This window comes from Variovorax soli NBRC 106424 (assembly GCF_001591385.1).
GTDB classification, from domain to species: domain Bacteria; phylum Pseudomonadota; class Gammaproteobacteria; order Burkholderiales; family Burkholderiaceae_C; genus Variovorax; species Variovorax soli.
Map to the genome: position 1 here is coordinate 26,492 of NZ_BCUU01000020.1, position 16,587 is coordinate 43,078.

Genomic DNA, 16,587 nt, shown 5'->3' on the forward strand with positions numbered 1-16,587 from the left:
TTTCACGCAACAGCCAGCCGATGGTGAAGGCAACGCTCCATGGCCGAGTCCCGCTCCCGCCGCCCGCCGACCCGCACGCCACGCGAGGGTGCGCGGGTGCATGGCGCCCAGGGCCATCTGCTGCTCGATTCCGGCCTGCGATTGCTCGAGGCTCGCAGCGAGAGCGCGCTGTGCGAAGCCCTTGTCGGTGAAGCGGCGCGGCTGACCGGCGCGCAGCGCGTGCTGCTGGCGCTGCACGCCGGCCAGGAACTGCACGCCGCCGGCTGCGTGCTGCCGCGCGGCGAGAGCGAATCGGAGCTGCTGCAAGCCATCGGGCCCTGGCTCGCCGAAGCCGGCCGCAGCCGCAGGGCCAGCCTGAGGCATGGGCCTGTAGGGGCTCCCGCACTCAGGCAGCGCTCCTGCCTCGTCGCGCCGCTCGTCGCGCACGATGAACTGCTCGGCCATCTCTATGCCGATATCGAGGGGCACCTGGGCCGCTTCGACGCCAACCATCGCGACGCCCTGGCGGTCTTGGCCAGGCACGGCGCCGCGGGGTTGGCCAGCGCACGCATCGCCGCGCAGAACGCCCGCCTCGCTGGCGAAGCGCAGGCGGCACTGCGGCAGCTGGAAGAGCGCGGCATGGAACTGACCGAATCGCTCGAATACCAGACCGCCGTGAGCGACGTGCTGCGCGCCATCAGCGAATCGCAGACCAGCGTCATGCCCGTCTTCGAGGCCATTTTGGACTGCACCATGTGGCTGTTCGAAGGGCCCGCTTCCGCCATCTTTCTCTTCGACGGCGAACTGGTGCGGCTGGCGGCCACGCGCAACTGGACGCCCGAGGCGCTGGAGGCCGCACGCACCGTGTGGCCGGCGCCGCCCGATGCGCGCCAGATCAACGGCCGCGCCATCCTCACGCGCCAGACGCAGAGTTCGGAAGATGCCTGGGCCGACCCGAACTACGACCGGCGCCTGGCCAACTCGGGCGACCGCCGCCGCGTGATCGGCGCGCCCATGCTCAAGGACGGCGTGCCCATCGGCGCCATCACCACCGCCTGGCCCAACCCGGGCAAGACGCCGCAGCGGCAGATCGACCTGCTCAAGGTGTTTGCCGACCAGGCGGTGCTGGCCATCGAGAACGTGCGCCTGGTCAACGAGAACAAGGAGGCGCGCGCGGCCGCCGAGGCCACCAACGAGGCCAAGAGCGCCTTCCTGGCCACCATGAGCCATGAGATCCGCACGCCCATGAACGCGGTCATTGGCATGAGCGGCCTCTTGCTGGACACGCAGCTCGATGCCGAGCAGCAGGACTACGTGGCCACCATCCGCGATTCGGGGGATGCGCTGCTCACGCTCATCAACGACATCCTCGACTATTCCAAGATCGAGGCCGGGCGCATGGACCTGGAGTCGCACCCCTTCGACCTGCGCGAATGCGTGGAGTCGGCGCTGGACCTGGTGGGCATCCGCGCCATCGAGAAGCACCTGGAAATCGCCTACGTGTTCGAGGGCGACGTGCCCGCCGGGGTGAGCGGCGACCTGGCCCGCGTGCGGCAGATCCTGCTGAACCTGCTGAGCAATGCGGTGAAGTTCACCGAGGCCGGCGAAGTGGTGCTGACGGTGCGCGGCGAGCCGGGCGCGCCGGGCCGCGCGGCGCTGAGCTTTTGCGTGCGCGACACCGGCATCGGCCTGTCGCCGCTGGGCATCAGCCGGCTGTTCCAGTCCTTCTCGCAGGCCGACTCCAGCATCACGCGCAAGTTCGGCGGCACCGGCCTGGGCCTGGCGATCAGCAAGCGCCTGGCCGAGCTGATGGGCGGCACCATCCGCGTGGAAAGCCAGGGCCCCGGCACCGGCTCGACCTTCATCTTCACGGTGGACCTGCCGGTGGCCGACGCACCGCCGCGCAAGCGCCCGCCGATCACCGGTGTTCAGCTCGAGCTGCAGGGCAAGCGCCTGCTGGTGGCCGATGCCAATGCGACCAATCGCCGTGTGCTGGCACTGCAGGCCGGCAAGTGGGGCATGCAGTCGCGCGAGGCTGCGTCGCCCGCCGAAACCCTGCAATGGCTGGCCGAACCCGGCGAGCATTTCGACCTGGCCGTGCTCGACCTGCACATGCCGGAGATGGACGCCGTCGAGCTGGCCAGGCGCATTCGGGCGACCCACCCCGCCTTGCCCCTGGTGCTGTTCAGCTCGCTCGGCCGGCGCGAGGCGGGCAAGGTCGAGTCGCTCTTCAGCGCCTTCCTGGCCAAGCCGCTGCACCAGTCGCAGCTGTTCGATACCCTGGTGGGCCTGCTCGCGCGCGAAACCAGCGAGAGCGCCGGCCGGCCGGCCCCGGCCAGCGCCGCACGCCCGCAGGTCGACCCGGCCATGGCGCAACGGCATCCGCTGCGCATCCTCCTGGCCGAGGACAACGCGGTGAACCAGAAACTGGCCATGCGGCTGCTGCAGCAGATGGGCTACCAGGCCGACCTGGCCAACAACGGCATCGAGGCGGTGGCCTCGGTGCAGCGCCAGCCCTACGACGTGGTGCTCATGGATGTGCAGATGCCCGGCCTCGACGGGCTGGGCGCCACGCGCCAGATCTGCAGCCTGCTGCCCGCCGCGCAGCGCCCGCGCATCGTGGCCATGACGGCCAACGCCATGCAGGGCGACCGCGAGATGTGCCTGGAGGCCGGCATGGACGACTACCTGACCAAGCCGATCCAGGTGCTGCGCCTGGTCGAGGCCCTGAACAATGTCCCCAAACGTGGGGACGAACCGTTTGTCGACGCCGCTTTTAATTGAGCGTATGCTAGAAAAAGGTGCTACTTCCCGGTAGTCAAACCGGTTCCAGCACCCCCATCGACTTCGACTTGCGGACGGAGGCCACACATGGACCTGCGAAGCGAGCAACTGGCTGAAGGCGTCGAGAAAATCAGCCTGGTTGGACGCATGGACAGCCTTGGCGGGCATGACATCGACACGCGCTTCTCGGCGCTGGTCGCGGCCCGCAAGCTGCTGGCGGTGGTCGATCTGTCCGAAGTCTCCTTCCTCGCATCCATCGGCATTCGCACGCTGGTCATCAATGCGCGCGCGCAGTTGCAGCGCGGCGGCAGCATCGCGCTGGCCAGCCCGCAGCCCCACGTGGCGGAGGTACTGAAGATGGCAGGCATCGACACGATCATTCCGGTGTACCCCGACGTCGATTCGGCCTTCAGTGCGCTGACCGCCTCATCCCCTCACGAAGGTCGATGACATGTCCACCCACGGCGGGGAGCAAGGCGCCTCCCTGATCGTCGACAGCCAGCTGCGCGAGCTTGCCCGCGTCAACGCCTGGGTGCACGACTGGGCGCAGCGCCAGCACCTGCCGCCCAAGGTCGTGCACCGGCTCGACCTGTGCTCCACCGAGGTCGTCACCAACATCGTGACCCATGCCGACAGCCAGGGCGCGCGGCACATCTCGCTGCACCTGGGCTGGCAGGGCGAAGCCGTGGCGCTGGACGTGGAAGACGACGGCGCGTGCTTCGACCCGCGCACGCACCCGCCGCCCCGGCCCGCCACCAGCCTGCAGGACGCGCGTGTCGGCGGCTGGGGCATTCCGATGGTCCGGCACTTCTCCGACGGACTTCGATGGCGCCACGAAGACGGGCGCAACCACCTGACCTTGCTGTTTCGTGCAAAGACGCCGGCCTGGCCGGCAACAACCCCAACACCTTCCACAACCGAGGAGTGAGTCAAATGGCATCCACCGCCAAGCCCATGCAGATCGACACCCAGGCCGCCCTGGCCGCACAGGCGGCATTGGCCGCCGGCGTCAACGCCAAGCCCAACGGAGGCGTCGAAACCTCCGGCGTCGACAAGATGCGCGAGCTCTTGTTCGGCAACCAGATGCAGGACTACGACAAGCGCTTTTCCGTGATGGAAGAGCGCTTCCAGCAAAGGCTGCGCGACCTCGAAGGCGAATCCACGCGCGGCCTGAGCACGCTCGAATCCACCATCAAGAAGCAGCTCGAATCGGTGGCCGGCCAGTTCCGCGAAGAAAAAGACCTGCGTGCCGATGCCGACAAGGAGCTGGAGCGCAGCCTGCGCGACCACACGCAGACCCTGGAAAAGCGGCTGGCCCAGCTGTCCGACCAGCTGGCCCGGCAGGAGCGCGATTTCACCGACCGGCTGGCCCACGAGGTGCAGAGCCTTCGCGAGGAGATCCGCCGCCGCCAGGACGACAGCCGCGCCACCATGGAGCGCATGTTCTCCGAGCTCTCCAACGTCAAGACCGACCGCAACCTGCTCGCCGGCCTGTTCGTCGAGATCGCCAAGTGCCTGAACCAGGACGTGGCGCCCAAGGCGGGTACGCCCGAGCGCGGCTGAGCCGTCCATCATGAACGCGCGCCTGTCGCTGGCCTCATCCAACGCGGCCAGCTCAGCAGCGCAGGAAGACCAGAACACCCGGCTGGCCGGGCTGCTGCTGGAGTTGGCGCGCTGCGTCAACCCGGAGCTGGCCCGCGAAGTGCCGAGCCGCCTGGAGGCGGACCCGCGCCTGGATGCCATGCGCGGCGTGCTGATCGAGCGCGAGCGCGTGGCGCTGGAGCGGCTGCAACGCAAGTTCGACGACCCGAACGAGTTTGCCGATGCGGTGAGCGCGGTGCTGCCCGCCGCCTTCACGCTGGCATCGCAGGACGAGCGGCTGGGCCAGGCGGTGGCCCCGGCGGTGGAGCGTGCCACCCAGGCCTCGATCCGCAAGAACCCGCGCACCATGGTCGACATCCTCTACCCGGTGATGGGCCCGGCCATCCGCAAGGCCATTGCCGAGACGCTGGACGACACGCTGCAGTCGCTCAACCAGGCGATCAAGTACAGCCTGTCGTGGCGCGGCCTGAAGTGGCGCATCGAAGCCTGGCGCACCGGCAGCACCTTTGCCGACGTGGTGCTGCGCCACACGGCCGTCTACCAGGTCGACCACGTCTTTCTCATCCATCGCAAGACGGGCCTGCTGCTCTCGCACGTGGCACGCGAGGACGCCACCACGCAAGACCCGCAGATGGTGTCGGCCATGCTGTCGGCCATCCAGGACTTCGTGCGCGATTCCTTCGAGGAGAAAGCCGCCTCCGAGGGCCATGGCATCGACAGCCTGCGGCTGGGCGAGCTGCTGCTGTGGTGCGAGGAAGGGCCGTCCGCCTTCCTGGCCGCCGTGATCCACGGCAACCCGCCGCCTGCCGTGCGCACCCGCCTGATGGAAACGCTGTCGAGCGTGCACGACCAGTGGCGCGTGCCGCTGGATGATTTCAATGGCGACACCGATGCCCTTGCAGCGGTCGACGAGCGGCTGCGGCCCTGCCTCATGTCGCAAAGCGCCGAGGCGCGCCGCAAGTATTCGCCGCTGCTGTGGCTCGTTCCCCTGGCCCTGCTCGCCGCGCTGGGCTGGTGGATCGGCCAGCGGGTGGTGGAGCACCGGCGCGTCAACAATTACCTGGCGGCGCTGCAGGAGCAGCCGGGCATCGTGGTGACGGCCGCCGACCGGCGCGACGGCCGGTGGGTGATCTCCGGCCTGCGCGACCCCCTGGCGGTGCAACCCGAGGCGCTACTGTCACGCACGAAGATCGACCCATCGCAGGTCACCGGGCGCTGGGAGCCCTACCAGGCGCTGCACCCGGCCATCCTGCTCAAGCGCCTGCAGGCCACGCTCAACCCGCCGCCCACGGTCATCCTCACGCAGGAATCCAATGGGGTGCGCGCGACCGGCACCGCCACGCAGTACTGGATGGACAAGGCCCGCGCCTACCTGCTGACGCTGCCCGCGGGCGCGCCGCAGGTCGACCTGAGCGCGCTGCAGGATGTGCAGGACCCGGAATACCTGCGCCTGCACGACGCCATCCAGGCGCGGCTGATCTACTTCGAGAACAACGTCGCGCGGCCCGGCGCCAGCCAGGAGCCGGTGCTGGATGCCGTGGCGGGCGAGATGCGCGAGCTGATCCAGGTCTCGCGCACGCTGGGCTTCCCGGTGAAGGTGACCATCGTCGGCCACGCCGATGCCACCGGCAAGGAGAACTCCAACCTGGCGCTGAGCGTGGGCCGCGCCGAGGTCGTGCGCTCCATGCTGCGCGCGCGCGGGGTCGATCCCAGCATGCTCGCGGTGCGCGGCGCCGGCCCGCTGGAGCCGCTCAAGCCCGGCGCGTCCGAGGCCGAGCTGCAGGCGAACCGGCGCGTTTCCTTTGTGGTCACCACTGGCGAATAGGACCCCGATGCTGCAAAAGAAGATCTGTCTGCTGGGCGCCTTCGGCGTGGGAAAGACCAGCCTCGTGCGGCGCTATGTCGACACCATCTTCTCCGACACCTACCTCACCACGGTGGGCGTGAAGATCGACAAGAAGGTCGCGAACGTCGATGGCGAAGAGGTCGCGCTCATCATCTGGGACATCGCCGGCGAAGACGCGGTGGCCGCCGTGCGCGTGAGCTACCTGCGCGGCGCCGCGGCCTACCTGCTGGTGGTGGACGGCACGCGGCCCGAAACGCTGGAAACGGCCGCCTCCATCCAGAACCGCATCACCGCCGAGATCGGCGCGGTGCCCTTCATCGCCCTGCTCAACAAGGCTGACCTGGTGGACGACTGGGCCCTGGCGCCCGAGCGCCTGCAGCAACTGGAATCCGAAGGCTGGCACTTCCGCCGCACCAGCGCCAAGACGGGCGATGCGGTGGACGAGAGCTTTGCGCAGCTGGCGGCACTCGTCGTCGCGAAGTGAGCCATGCTCGACCTGCCTGCGCGCATCTCCGATTCGCTGCTGCTGCTGATCGAGGCGCAGCGCGCGGTGGCGCACCTGGTCATCGACGACGCGCAGGCGCTGGTGCAGGCCGGCGGGCATCTCGATCACTACGGCCTGTGCAACCTCGAATTCGGCGGCCCAGCCTCCGACCAGATGCCGCTGCTGGAAGGCCTGCTGCCGCTGGCGGAGACGCCCTTCCTCATCCGCTCCATGGCCATGCCCAGCGGCCGCATCGCCGACGTGCATTTCTTCGGCGACGACGACGGCACGGTGTGGGTGCTCCTGCTGGACGTGACGGCCGAGCACGACGAAGCACAGCTGGTGCAGCAGAAGGCCTACGACATGACCTTGCTGAGCCAGCGCGAGGCGCGGCTCATTGCCCAGCTGGAAGCGGCCAACGACGAGCTGCAGCGGGCGCACCGCGAGCTGGCGGCCTCGCAAGCGGCCCTGCAGCTCACGCACGACCGGCTGCAGGCCGAGCTGCGCGATGCGGAACGCTATGTGCGCGCCGTGCTGCCCGAGCCGATGTCGCAACCCTTTGCCGTCGACTGGCGCTTCGTGCCATCCACCGAGCTGGGCGGCGATTCCTTCGGCTACCACTGGGTGGACGACGCGCATTTCGCCATCTACCTCATCGACGTGTGCGGCCACGGCGTGGGCTCGGCATTGCTGACGGTGGCGGTGGCCAACACGCTGCGCTCCGAAGCATTGCCCCGCACGGACTTCCGCCAGCCGGCGCAGGTGCTCGCCGCGCTCAACGAGGCCTACCCCATGGAGCGGCATGGCGAACTGTTCAGCACGGTCTGGTACGGGGTCTACCAGCCGCGCGAAGGGCTGCTGCGCTACGCGACCGCGGGGCACCCCTCGCCCATCCTGCTGAGCGGCCCCGCGGACGCGACGTGCGAGGCGCGGGCGCTGGAAGGCAGCGGCCCGTGCATCGGCATCGTGCCGATGGCGCGCTATGCGCAGGCCGAGTGGACCATCCGCTCGCCGGCCCGGCTCTTCGTCTTCAGCGACGGCGCCTACGAGATCGCCCGGCCGGACGGCTCCATGCTGGAGCTGGCCGATCTTATGCAGATGCTGGCGCAGCCGATGCCGCCCGGGCAGTCCGAGCTCGACCACGTCCTCCAGGCGGCGCGCGCGTTGCACGGCCCCGGCGCGCTGGAGGATGACTTCACCATGCTCAAGCTGAGCCTGTGACGCAGCGACCAGGCCCGATGCCGCTGCAAGAGTTGGGAAATTGTTCTGCCAGCGCCTGTTTTCGCACCCTGAGTATCGCGGCGGGGCAGCCTCCTGCCACCCAAAATGGCAGCTCGATTGACATCAGGGTGGATTTCATAGATCATGGCTGGAAAGAGCAAGGCGAGCCCGAAATCCCAGGAAATCTACGCGCCAGCGGATGTACGGATTCCGCGCCGTTTCGGTGGCGGCGTACTCAAGGAGCGGGTGATTCGAGAGTTGCCCTCGAAGCGGATCATTCAGTACGCGCTGGCCTATATCAACCCGCTGATCTTCAGCGGTGACAACGGGCGAGTGCTGGGCTACGACAACGCGCACGGCTTTTCACACAGGCACTTCATGGGCCAGATGACGCCGGAGCCCTTCACAGGTTACGAAGCGCTGTACGACCGATTCGACGCAGAGTGGAAAGAGATCGCCATGGCCTTCGTGAACGGATGCGAGAAATGACGACGACCACGACGAAAAAAATCACCCTGAAGGATTTCGCGAAAAACCGCGCGCTGTCCGAGCACGCACGCAAGAGCAAGGAGGTCGCGCGTGCGCTGGACGCGAAGGCCGATGCCCTGCCTCATGCCCGCAGCTTCACCAGCGTCCAGTTCGAGGAGTTCGTGACGCAGCTGACGCCCAAGCGCTTCGAATTGCTGCGGCTGGCGTTCAAGCGGCGGCGCTCCATCGTCGAACTGGCCATCGCTTCCCACCGTGACCAGAGCGCGGTGTCGCGAGACGTGGCCAAGCTGCAGGAGCTCGGGCTTGTCACGGTGGAACTCGTGGCCAATCCGGGTCACGGGCAGATGAAGATCGTCACGCCCGTGGCTGCGCGCATCGCCATCGACGCGCAGCTCGAGCCGGCCTGAGCAGCCAGCAGGTACAGCTTCCCGCTTACACCTGAATCTCCAGGCCCTCCTTGACCTTCTCCATCACCACATAGCTGTGCGACTGCGCCGGCACCGGCAGCTTCTTGAGGATGTCGCCCAGCAGGTTGCGGTATTCGTCCATGCCGGCCAGGCGAGCCTTCACCAGGTAGTCGAAGCTGCCCGAGACCAGGTGGCACTCCTGCACCTGCGGCATCAGCTGCAGCTCGGTGCGGACCTTGTCGAACACCTCGGCCGACTTGGACGAGAGCGTGATCTCCACGAACACCAGCAGCTCGCGCCCCACCGCCGCCGGGTCCACCCGGGCGTGGTAGCCGGTGATGACGCCGCCGCGCTCCAGGCGCTTGACGCGCTCCGAGCAGGGCGACATCGACAGGCCGATGCGCTGCGCCAGCTCGGTGTTGGAGATGCGGCCTTCGGCTTGCAGAACAGCCAGGATCTTGCGGTCGATGCGGTCGAGTTCGAGCATTTGCGGGCAAGGTGCCCGCCGGGGCACCCAGGTCAGTAGATTTCACTTCGATACAGCTTATTTTCGGTGATGTTTTCTGCTGGCAAGCCCATAAATTACCCGAATACACCAGCAACTCGGCGGAGCACCGGAAATGAAGGTTCTTGTTCTTGGCGGCGGCGTGATCGGCACCACCACGGCCTACTACCTGGCGCGCGCCGGCGCGGAGGTCACCGTGCTCGACCGGCAGGACGGCGTGGCCCGCGAGACCAGCTTCGGCAATGCCGGCCAGGTGTCGCCCGGCTATTCCACGCCCTGGGCGGCGCCCGGCATTCCGCTCAAGGCGCTGAAATGGATGCTCAGCCCCAGGCACGCGCCCCTGGCCATCCGCCCCGACGGCACCCTGTTCCAGCTGCGCTGGATGGCGCAGATGCTGCGCAACTGCTCGCCCGAGCGCTACGCCGTCAACAAGGAACGCATGATGCGCGTGGCCGAGTACAGCCGCCGCTGCCTGCAGCAACTGCGCGCCGACACCGGCATCGCTTATGAAGAGCGCACCGGCGGCACGCTGCAGCTGTTCCGCAAGCAAGCGCAGGTCGATGCGGCCCAGCGCGACATCGCCGTGCTGGAGGAATGCGGCGTGCCTTATGAACTGCTCACGGCCGACCAGCTGGCCGGCGCGGAGCCTGCGCTGGCGCAGGCCAAGGACCGCCTGGCCGGCGGCCTGCGCCTGCCCAAGGACGAAACCGGCGACTGCCACCTGTTCACCAACGCGCTGGCCAAGCTGGCGGCCGAACTGGGAGTGACCTACCGCTTCGGCGATTCGGTGCAGGCGCTGATGTTCGAAGGCGATCGCATCAGCGGCGTGCGCCTCGCAACCGGCGAAGTGCTCAAGGCCGACCGCTACGTGCTGGCCTTCGGCAGCTACTCGCGCCAGGCGCTGTCGGCGCTGGGCCTGGACATACCGGTGTACCCGGTCAAGGGCTACTCGCTCACCGTGCCGCTGGTCGATGCCGACCTGGCGCCCCGCTCCACCGTGCTCGACGAAACCTACAAGATCGCCGTGACCCGCTTCGACGACCGCATCCGCGTGGGCGGCATGGCCGAGCTGGCCGGCTTCGACACGCGCCTGGACCCGCGCCGGCGCGACACCCTCGAGATGGTGGTGCAAGACCTCTTCCCCGGCGGCGACGTGAAGCGCGCCAGCTTCTGGACCGGCCTGCGTCCCATGACGCCGGACGGCACCCCCATCGTCGGCGCCACGCCCTACGCCAACCTGTTCCTCAACACCGGCCACGGCACGCTCGGCTGGACCATGGCCTGCGGCAGCGGCAAGCTGGTGGCCGACCTGATGACCGGGCACCACCCCGAGATCAGCATCGAAGGCCTGGCCATGAGCCGCTACGCCAAGGCACCCGGCCAGCGCGTGTCGCCTCGGCCCGCCGCCGGACACGCCTGATTTCCACAAGGCTGAGGAGGCCGGCTGTCTGAAAGACGACAGACGGACGGGTTCGTTACAGAATGCGCCCCATGAACCTCCTCCGCAACGCGCCTCTCACCTCCGCCCTGGGTGCCGCGATCGCGGCATGCAGCCTGGCCGCCGCCGCCCAGGCGCCGGCGCAGCTCACGCCGCAGCAGCGCTACGAGCGCCAGATCGCCTACTGCAACAGCGGCAAGCTGCCCGATCCGCAGCGCAACGCCTGCGTGCGCGACGCGGGCCTGCTGCTCGACCAGAGCGTGGGCGGCCCGCCCCGCAACACCCAGAGCACCTCGGAAGATGGCCGCGCCACCATCATCGGCCCCTCGGGCCTGCCGGTGCCGGACAGCGGCTCCAGCGCCATCACCTCGCCGGATGGCCGCTCCACCATCGTGGTGCCGGCCTACCAGGAACCGCCCAAGCAATAGAAAACCGCCGGGCTTGCGCACCGGCGGCTTGGCTGGTCGGACCCGGCCCGCCCTGGGGCCGGATGAACCTCAGGCCATCTGCAACTGCTTGCGCGCCGCCATCCGCTTGGCCACGCGCGGCAGCACCAGCACGCCCACGATGATGACGATCAGCACGATGGACATCGGCCGCTGCACGAACACGCCCATGCTGCCCTCGCCGATGGACATGGCATTGCGCAGCTGCGCTTCGGCCAACGGCCCCAGGATCATGCCCACCACCACCGGCGCCGTGGGGAAGTCGAACCGGCGCATCAGCACGCCCAGCAGGCCAATGCCGTACAGCAGGTACAGGTCGAACGCGCTCTGGCGCATGCCGTAGGCACCCACCGTGGCAAAGATCAGGATGCCGGCATAGAGCTGCGGCTTCGGGATCTTCAACAGCTTCACCCACAGCCCAACCATCGGCAGGTTGAGCACCAGCAGCATCACGTTGCCGATGTACAGCGACGCGATCAGCGCCCACACCAGCGCGGCCGAAGTGGTGAACAGCTGCGGCCCGGGCTGGATGCCGTAGTTCTGGAAGGCGCCCAGCAGGATGGCGGTGGTGTTGGACGTGGGAATGCCCAGCGTCAAGAGCGGAATCAGCGCCGCGGTCACCGTGGCGTTGTTGGCCGCCTCGGGGCCCGCCACGCCCTCGATGGCGCCGGTGGTGCCGAACTCGGCCTTGATCTCCGGGTCCTTGGCCGCCTTCTTTTCAGACGCGTAGCTCAGGAAGGTCGGGATCTCGGTGCCGCCGGCCGGAATGCAACCGAAGGGAATGCCCAACGCGGTGCCGCGCAGCCACGCCGGAATGGAGCGACGCCAGTCGCGCGCCGACATGTGCACGCGGCTGAGCTTGTTCTGCGACTCCTCCACGCGGCCTTCGTACAGCACGGCGTAGATCACCTCGGCCACCGCAAACAGGCCCACGGCCACCAGCACGATCTCGACGCCGTCGAGCAGTTCGGGGATGCCGCCGGTGTAGCGGCCCTGGCCCGAGATCTGGTCCAGGCCGATGCAGCCCAGGGCCAGGCCGGCGAACAGCGCCGTCATGCCGCGCAGCGTGCTCTTGCCCAGCACCGCGCTCACGGTGGTGAAGGCCAGCAGCATCAAGAGGAAGTATTCGGGCGGGCCCAGCTTGACCGCAAAGTCCGCCACGTAGGGCGCGAACAGCGTGACCACCGCCGTGGCGATGGTGCCCGCCACGAACGAGCCGATGGCCGCCGTGGCCAGCGCCGCGCCGGCGCGCCCGCTCTTGGCCATCTTGTTGCCTTCCATGGCCGTCACCATGGAGGCCGTCTCGCCCGGCGTGTTCAGCAAAATTGACGTGGTCGAGCCGCCGTACATGGCGCCGTAGTAGATGCCCGAGAAGAAGATCATCGAGGCGGTGACGTCCACCTTGCCGGTGATGGGCAGCAGCATGGCCACGGCCACCGCCGGGCCGATGCCCGGCAGCACGCCCACGGCCGTGCCCAGGGCGCAGCCCACCAGGCACCACAGCAGGTTGGCGGGGGTGATGGCGGCCGCGAAGCCCGCCAGGAGTGCGTTGAAGATTTCCATGTTCTGGCTCTCCCCTGTCTGTCAGATCCAGCCCGAGGCGGTCAGGCCCGGGAGGTTGATGGCCAGGAACTGGGTGAACATCCAGAACACCGGGGCCGAGATGAGCAAGCCGGTGACGATGTCCCACATCCAGGTGACGGGGTTGTTCACGCCTGCCTGCCCCGATGCACGGCGCAGGCCCTGCACGGCCAGCAGGTAGCACAGCGTGCAGCTGAGCACGAAGCCCAGCGTGTTGATGAGCGCGGCATTGAGCAGCAGCCCGGCCGACACCCAGACGAAGCCGGCCCAGTAGCCGTGCCGGGCGCCCGAGGGCTCTTCCATCTGGCGGAAACCGCCCGTCTTCACTTCCCAGAGGATCCAGGCGCCGCAGAGCATGAGCACCACCGACACCAGCCAGGGCAGGAAGTTGGGGCCGACGCCGCTGTAGCCAGCCTGCGACGAGATGCCGATGGCGCCCACGGCCAGCGCCGCGCCGGTGAGCAGCACGCCGAGGCCCACCAGCGCCTGCGGCCACAGGGCCTGGGTTGGCGGCGTCTCCAGCGCCGTGGGTGCGGATGTGTTGGACATGGTTCTGTGCCCCCTCTTCCTTTGGTGATTGCTGAAAAAAAGGGCACGCCCAGCCGGCCGTGCCCTTGGTGCTCCGCGCCGTCGGATCAGACCATGCCGGACTTCACCATGGTGGCGCGCAGGCTGGCGAACTCGTCATCGACGAACTTGCTGAAGGCATCGCCCGCCAGCACGGCCGGCGTCCAGTCGTTTTTCTTCATGGCTTCGTTCCACGAAGGCGTCTTGAGCGCGGCCAGCACCATGTCGATCAGCGCCTTGCGCTGTTCGGCGCTGATGCCGGGGGCGCCGTACACGCCGCGCCAGTTGCCGATCTCGACGTTGATGCCCTGCTCCTTGAGCGTGGGCACGCTGCTGCCTTCCAGGCGGGCGCCGGAGGTGACGGCAATCGGCTTCATCTTGCCGGCCTTGATGTACTCGGCGAACTCGCTGAAGCCCGAGCCGCCCACCGTGACGTTGCCGCCCAGGATGGCCGCGGTGGCCTCGCCGCCTCCGCGGAAAGCCACGTAGTTGATCTTGGCCGGGTCCACGCCCACTTCACGGGCGATCATGGCCGCGGCGATATGCTCGGTGGAGCCGCGCGAGCCGCCGCCCCACTTGACGCTGCCCGGGTCCTTCTTGAGCTGGGCCACCACGTCGGCCATGCTCTTGAAGGGCGAGTTGGCCGGCAGCACGAACACGTTGTATTCGCTGGTCAGGCGCGCCAGCGGCGTGGCCTGGTGCAGGTCCACCGGCGGCTTGCCGGTGATGATGCCGCCCACCATCACGGCGCCCATCACCATCAGTGCGTTGGGGTCGCCCTTGGAGCCGTTCACGAACTGGGCCAGGCCCAGTGCGCCAGCAGCACCGCCCTTGTTGTCGTAAGTGACCGTGTCGGCCTTCTTGGACTCGATGAGCGCCTTGCCCAGTGCGCGGCCCGTGGTGTCCCAGCCGCCGCCCGGGTTAGCGGGAATCATCATCTTCACGTTGGTGGCGGCCCAGGCCGACATCGGGAGCGCGCCCGTGGCCGCCAGGGCAGCCATGGATTTCAGGAAGGTGTCGCGACGCATGCTGTCTCCTCTTTTTTCGGATGCAGTTGAAAGGTCATTGCAAGCCAATGAACGTGGCTATCATGCGCGCCCCGGCTGTCAATTGGCTGTCCGGCAACCTGGGGAAAACACCAAAACCCCGCCACTGACATGAAACTGCTGCTCGTCGAAGACGACCCCACCATGCAGGCGACCCTGCAGCGCACGCTGGGCCGGCGCATGATCGACGTGCGCGTGTGCGGCGACGGCGCGCTGGCGCTGGAGCAGTGGCGCACGCTGCAGCCCGACGTGGTGGCGCTCGACCTGAGCCTGCCCAACCTGGACGGCCTGCAGGTGCTCGGCCAGGCGCGCGCCGCGGGCCTGACCACGCCGGTGCTGCTGCTCACCGCGCGCGGCACGGTGGGCGACCGCATCCTGGGGCTGAACGCGGGCGCGGACGACTACCTGCCCAAGCCCTTCGACCTGGACGAGCTGGAAGCGCGCATCCGTGCGCTGCGCCGGCGCCACCAGAAGAGCGAGCCTGAATCGGACGCGGCCCGCCTGCCCGACGTGGGCGGCCTGCATGCCGACCCGGCCAGCGGCGCGATCTACCACCGCGGCGAGGTGTTCGACCTCACGCCGCGCGAAGCCGCCCTGCTCAAGGCGCTGATGGTCAAGCCCGGCCACGCCGTGACCAAGGAGCGCCTGTTCGAGCTGGTCTTTCCCGGCGAGACCAACGTGCAGTACGAAGCCGTGGAAGTGGTGGTGTACCGCCTTCGCAAGAAGCTGGCCGGCACCGGCGCCACCCTCATGACCCTGCGCGGCCTGGGCTACCTGCTTCGTGAAGAAAGCTAGGCTCTCGCGCAACACCAGCCTGCGGCGCACGCTGCTGATCGGCATCCTGGCGCCGATCGCGCTGTTCATCGTCATCAACAGCGTGAGCCTGTACCGCCAGAGCCTGGTGGCCGCCACCACCGCCTACGACCGCACGCTGCTGGCCTCGGCCAAGACCATCGGCGAGGAGCTGGACGTGCGCGGCTACGACGAGCACGCCCAGCTGCGCGCCACCGTGCCCTATGCCGCGCTCGAAGCCTTCGAGGCCGACACGCAAAGCCGCATGTACTACCGCGTCTCCACGCAGGACGGCAAGCTCATCTCCGGCTTCGACGAGCTCGTGCCCTGGCACGGACAGATCCCGCCGCGCCCGCCCTATGCCGCGCTGGTCGACTTCTACGACGGTGAATTCCGCGGCCAGCCGGTGCGCGTGGCCGTGCTGCTCCAACCCGTGGCCAGCGCCGAGGGCCGCGGCATGGCGGTGGTGCAGGTGGCCGAGACGCTGGAGCTGCGCGAAACCCTGGCGCGCAAGCTGCTGCTGGACATGCTGTGGCGCCAGCTGCTGCTGATGGCGGTGGTGGCCGCCGTCACCGTGCTGGTGGTGCAGCGGGCCACCGCGCCGGTGCGCGCGCTGGGCGAGGCCATCGAGGGGCGCGAGGCCGACGACCTCTCCCCCATCGACGCGCCCGACGCGCCGCGCGAACTGCGCCCGCTCATCGATGCCACCACCGCCGTGATGAGCCGCCTGCAAGGGCTGCTGAATCACCAGAAGCGCTTCGTGCGCGACAGCGCCCACCAGCTGCGCACGCCTTTGGCGGTGCTCAAGGCGCAGGTGCAGTCGGCCCGGCGCGGCGACGTGCCGCCCGAGCAGGCGCTGGAAGAAATCAACCTCACGGTCGACCGCGCCACGCAGCTGGCCAACCAGATGCTCTCGCTGGCCAAGGTGGAGCAGCTGCGCCAGCAGCCCGAATCGGCCACGCTCGACCTGGCGCAGGTGGTGCGCGGCATCGCACTCGACCTGTCGCCGCTCATGGCCGACAATGCGCTGGACGTGGGGCTGGACACCGAGCCCGCGCCGGTGCATGCCCACCAGTGGATGCTGGCCGAGCTCTCGCGCAACCTGTTGCACAACGCCATCAAGCACAGCCCGCCCGGCGGCCAGCTCGCCATCGAAGTGCGTCCACACGGCGGCATGGCGGTGCTGACGGTGCGCGACGACGGGCCGGGCATTTCGGCCGAACTGCGCCAGCGCCTGTTCGCGCCCTTTGCGGCCGGCGACGTGGCCAAGGGCTCGGGCCTGGGCCTGGCCATCTGCAAGGAAATCGTGATGGCGCTGGGCGGCAGCCTGACGCTGGACAATCGCCCTGGTGGCGGCCTCGATGCCACTGCCCGCCTGCCGCTGGAAGGGCAACAATAGA

The 16,587-nt window shown here is 68.5% G+C and carries 17 protein-coding genes; 13 read left to right on the plus strand and 4 right to left on the minus strand.

The window, feature by feature from the left end; translation table 11 throughout:
• The first annotated feature begins 39 nt into the window (after positions 1–39).
• The 9 genes from VSO01S_RS08580 to VSO01S_RS08620 all read left to right on the plus strand — a co-directional run bounded on the left by VSO01S_RS08580 (position 40) and on the right by VSO01S_RS08620 (position 8,812).
• Complete coding sequence (locus VSO01S_RS08580; protein WP_068641393.1) at positions 40–2,763, plus strand: hybrid sensor histidine kinase/response regulator; 2,724 nt, start codon at positions 40–42, stop codon at positions 2,761–2,763.
• Positions 2,764–2,850: 87 nt separating this feature from the next.
• A complete protein-coding gene (locus VSO01S_RS08585) occupies positions 2,851–3,213 on the plus strand; it encodes an STAS domain-containing protein (RefSeq protein ID WP_068641394.1) in 363 nt (120 codons plus the stop codon).
• Position 3,214: 1 nt separating this feature from the next.
• Positions 3,215–3,691: an ATP-binding protein gene (locus tag VSO01S_RS08590; RefSeq protein ID WP_068641395.1), complete on the plus strand. Its 477-nt coding sequence runs from the start codon at positions 3,215–3,217 to the stop codon at positions 3,689–3,691.
• A 5-nt stretch (positions 3,692–3,696) separates the two neighbouring features.
• On the plus strand, positions 3,697–4,326 hold the full coding sequence (locus tag VSO01S_RS08595) for a hypothetical protein (RefSeq protein ID WP_218002328.1): 630 nt from the start codon (positions 3,697–3,699) through the stop codon (positions 4,324–4,326).
• Between the two features lie 10 nt (positions 4,327–4,336).
• Positions 4,337–6,190: an OmpA family protein gene (locus VSO01S_RS08600; RefSeq protein WP_068641396.1), complete on the plus strand. Its 1,854-nt coding sequence runs from the start codon at positions 4,337–4,339 to the stop codon at positions 6,188–6,190.
• A gap of 7 nt (positions 6,191–6,197) precedes the next feature.
• Entirely contained in the window at positions 6,198–6,695 is a 498-nt protein-coding gene (locus VSO01S_RS08605) for a Rab family GTPase (protein WP_068641397.1), read from the plus strand.
• Between the two features lie 3 nt (positions 6,696–6,698).
• Complete coding sequence (locus VSO01S_RS08610; RefSeq protein WP_068641398.1) at positions 6,699–7,916, plus strand: PP2C family protein-serine/threonine phosphatase; 1,218 nt, start codon at positions 6,699–6,701, stop codon at positions 7,914–7,916.
• Positions 7,917–8,060: 144 nt separating this feature from the next.
• A complete protein-coding gene (locus VSO01S_RS08615) occupies positions 8,061–8,405 on the plus strand; it encodes a toxin-antitoxin system TumE family protein (protein ID WP_084241759.1) in 345 nt (114 codons plus the stop codon).
• The gene (locus VSO01S_RS08620; protein ID WP_068641400.1) at positions 8,402–8,812 is read left to right on the plus strand and encodes an HVO_A0114 family putative DNA-binding protein; all 411 of its coding nucleotides are present in this window, start codon (positions 8,402–8,404) and stop codon (positions 8,810–8,812) included. Before VSO01S_RS08615 ends, VSO01S_RS08620 begins: the two co-directional genes overlap by 4 nt.
• Positions 8,813–8,837: 25 nt before the next feature.
• Here the strand turns inward: VSO01S_RS08620 and VSO01S_RS08625 are convergent, their stop codons facing one another.
• The gene (locus VSO01S_RS08625; protein ID WP_068641401.1) at positions 8,838–9,299 is read right to left on the minus strand and encodes an Lrp/AsnC ligand binding domain-containing protein; all 462 of its coding nucleotides are present in this window, start codon (positions 9,297–9,299) and stop codon (positions 8,838–8,840) included.
• Between the two features lie 103 nt (positions 9,300–9,402).
• On the opposite strand from VSO01S_RS08625, the gene VSO01S_RS08630 reads away from it, so the two are divergent.
• Positions 9,403–10,737 carry a D-amino acid dehydrogenase gene (locus VSO01S_RS08630; RefSeq protein WP_281179820.1) on the plus strand — a complete coding sequence of 445 codons (1,335 nt, stop codon included), beginning with the start codon at positions 9,403–9,405 and terminating at the stop codon, positions 10,735–10,737.
• 71 nt (positions 10,738–10,808) lie between these two features.
• Positions 10,809–11,183, plus strand: a complete 375-nt coding sequence (locus VSO01S_RS08635) for a hypothetical protein (protein ID WP_153305181.1) — start codon at positions 10,809–10,811, stop codon at positions 11,181–11,183.
• 69 nt (positions 11,184–11,252) lie between these two features.
• On the opposite strand, the gene VSO01S_RS08640 is transcribed toward VSO01S_RS08635, so the two are convergent.
• The 3 genes from VSO01S_RS08640 to VSO01S_RS08650 all read right to left on the minus strand — a co-directional run bounded on the left by VSO01S_RS08640 (position 11,253) and on the right by VSO01S_RS08650 (position 14,377).
• On the minus strand, positions 11,253–12,764 hold the full coding sequence (locus tag VSO01S_RS08640) for a tripartite tricarboxylate transporter permease (protein ID WP_068641404.1): 1,512 nt from the start codon (positions 12,762–12,764) through the stop codon (positions 11,253–11,255).
• A gap of 21 nt (positions 12,765–12,785) precedes the next feature.
• Positions 12,786–13,331 carry a tripartite tricarboxylate transporter TctB family protein gene (locus VSO01S_RS08645; protein WP_068641405.1) on the minus strand — a complete coding sequence of 182 codons (546 nt, stop codon included), beginning with the start codon at positions 13,329–13,331 and terminating at the stop codon, positions 12,786–12,788.
• Between the two features lie 86 nt (positions 13,332–13,417).
• On the minus strand, positions 13,418–14,377 hold the full coding sequence (locus VSO01S_RS08650; protein WP_068641406.1) for a Bug family tripartite tricarboxylate transporter substrate binding protein: 960 nt from the start codon (positions 14,375–14,377) through the stop codon (positions 13,418–13,420).
• 129 nt (positions 14,378–14,506) lie between these two features.
• Here VSO01S_RS08650 and VSO01S_RS08655 point away from each other — a divergent pair, with 129 nt between their 5' ends.
• On the plus strand, positions 14,507–15,190 hold the full coding sequence (locus tag VSO01S_RS08655) for a response regulator transcription factor (RefSeq protein WP_068641407.1): 684 nt from the start codon (positions 14,507–14,509) through the stop codon (positions 15,188–15,190).
• On the plus strand, positions 15,177–16,586 hold the full coding sequence (locus VSO01S_RS08660; protein WP_068641408.1) for a sensor histidine kinase: 1,410 nt from the start codon (positions 15,177–15,179) through the stop codon (positions 16,584–16,586). The genes VSO01S_RS08655 and VSO01S_RS08660 overlap by 14 nt, the downstream gene beginning before the upstream one ends.
• Position 16,587 lies beyond the last annotated feature (1 nt).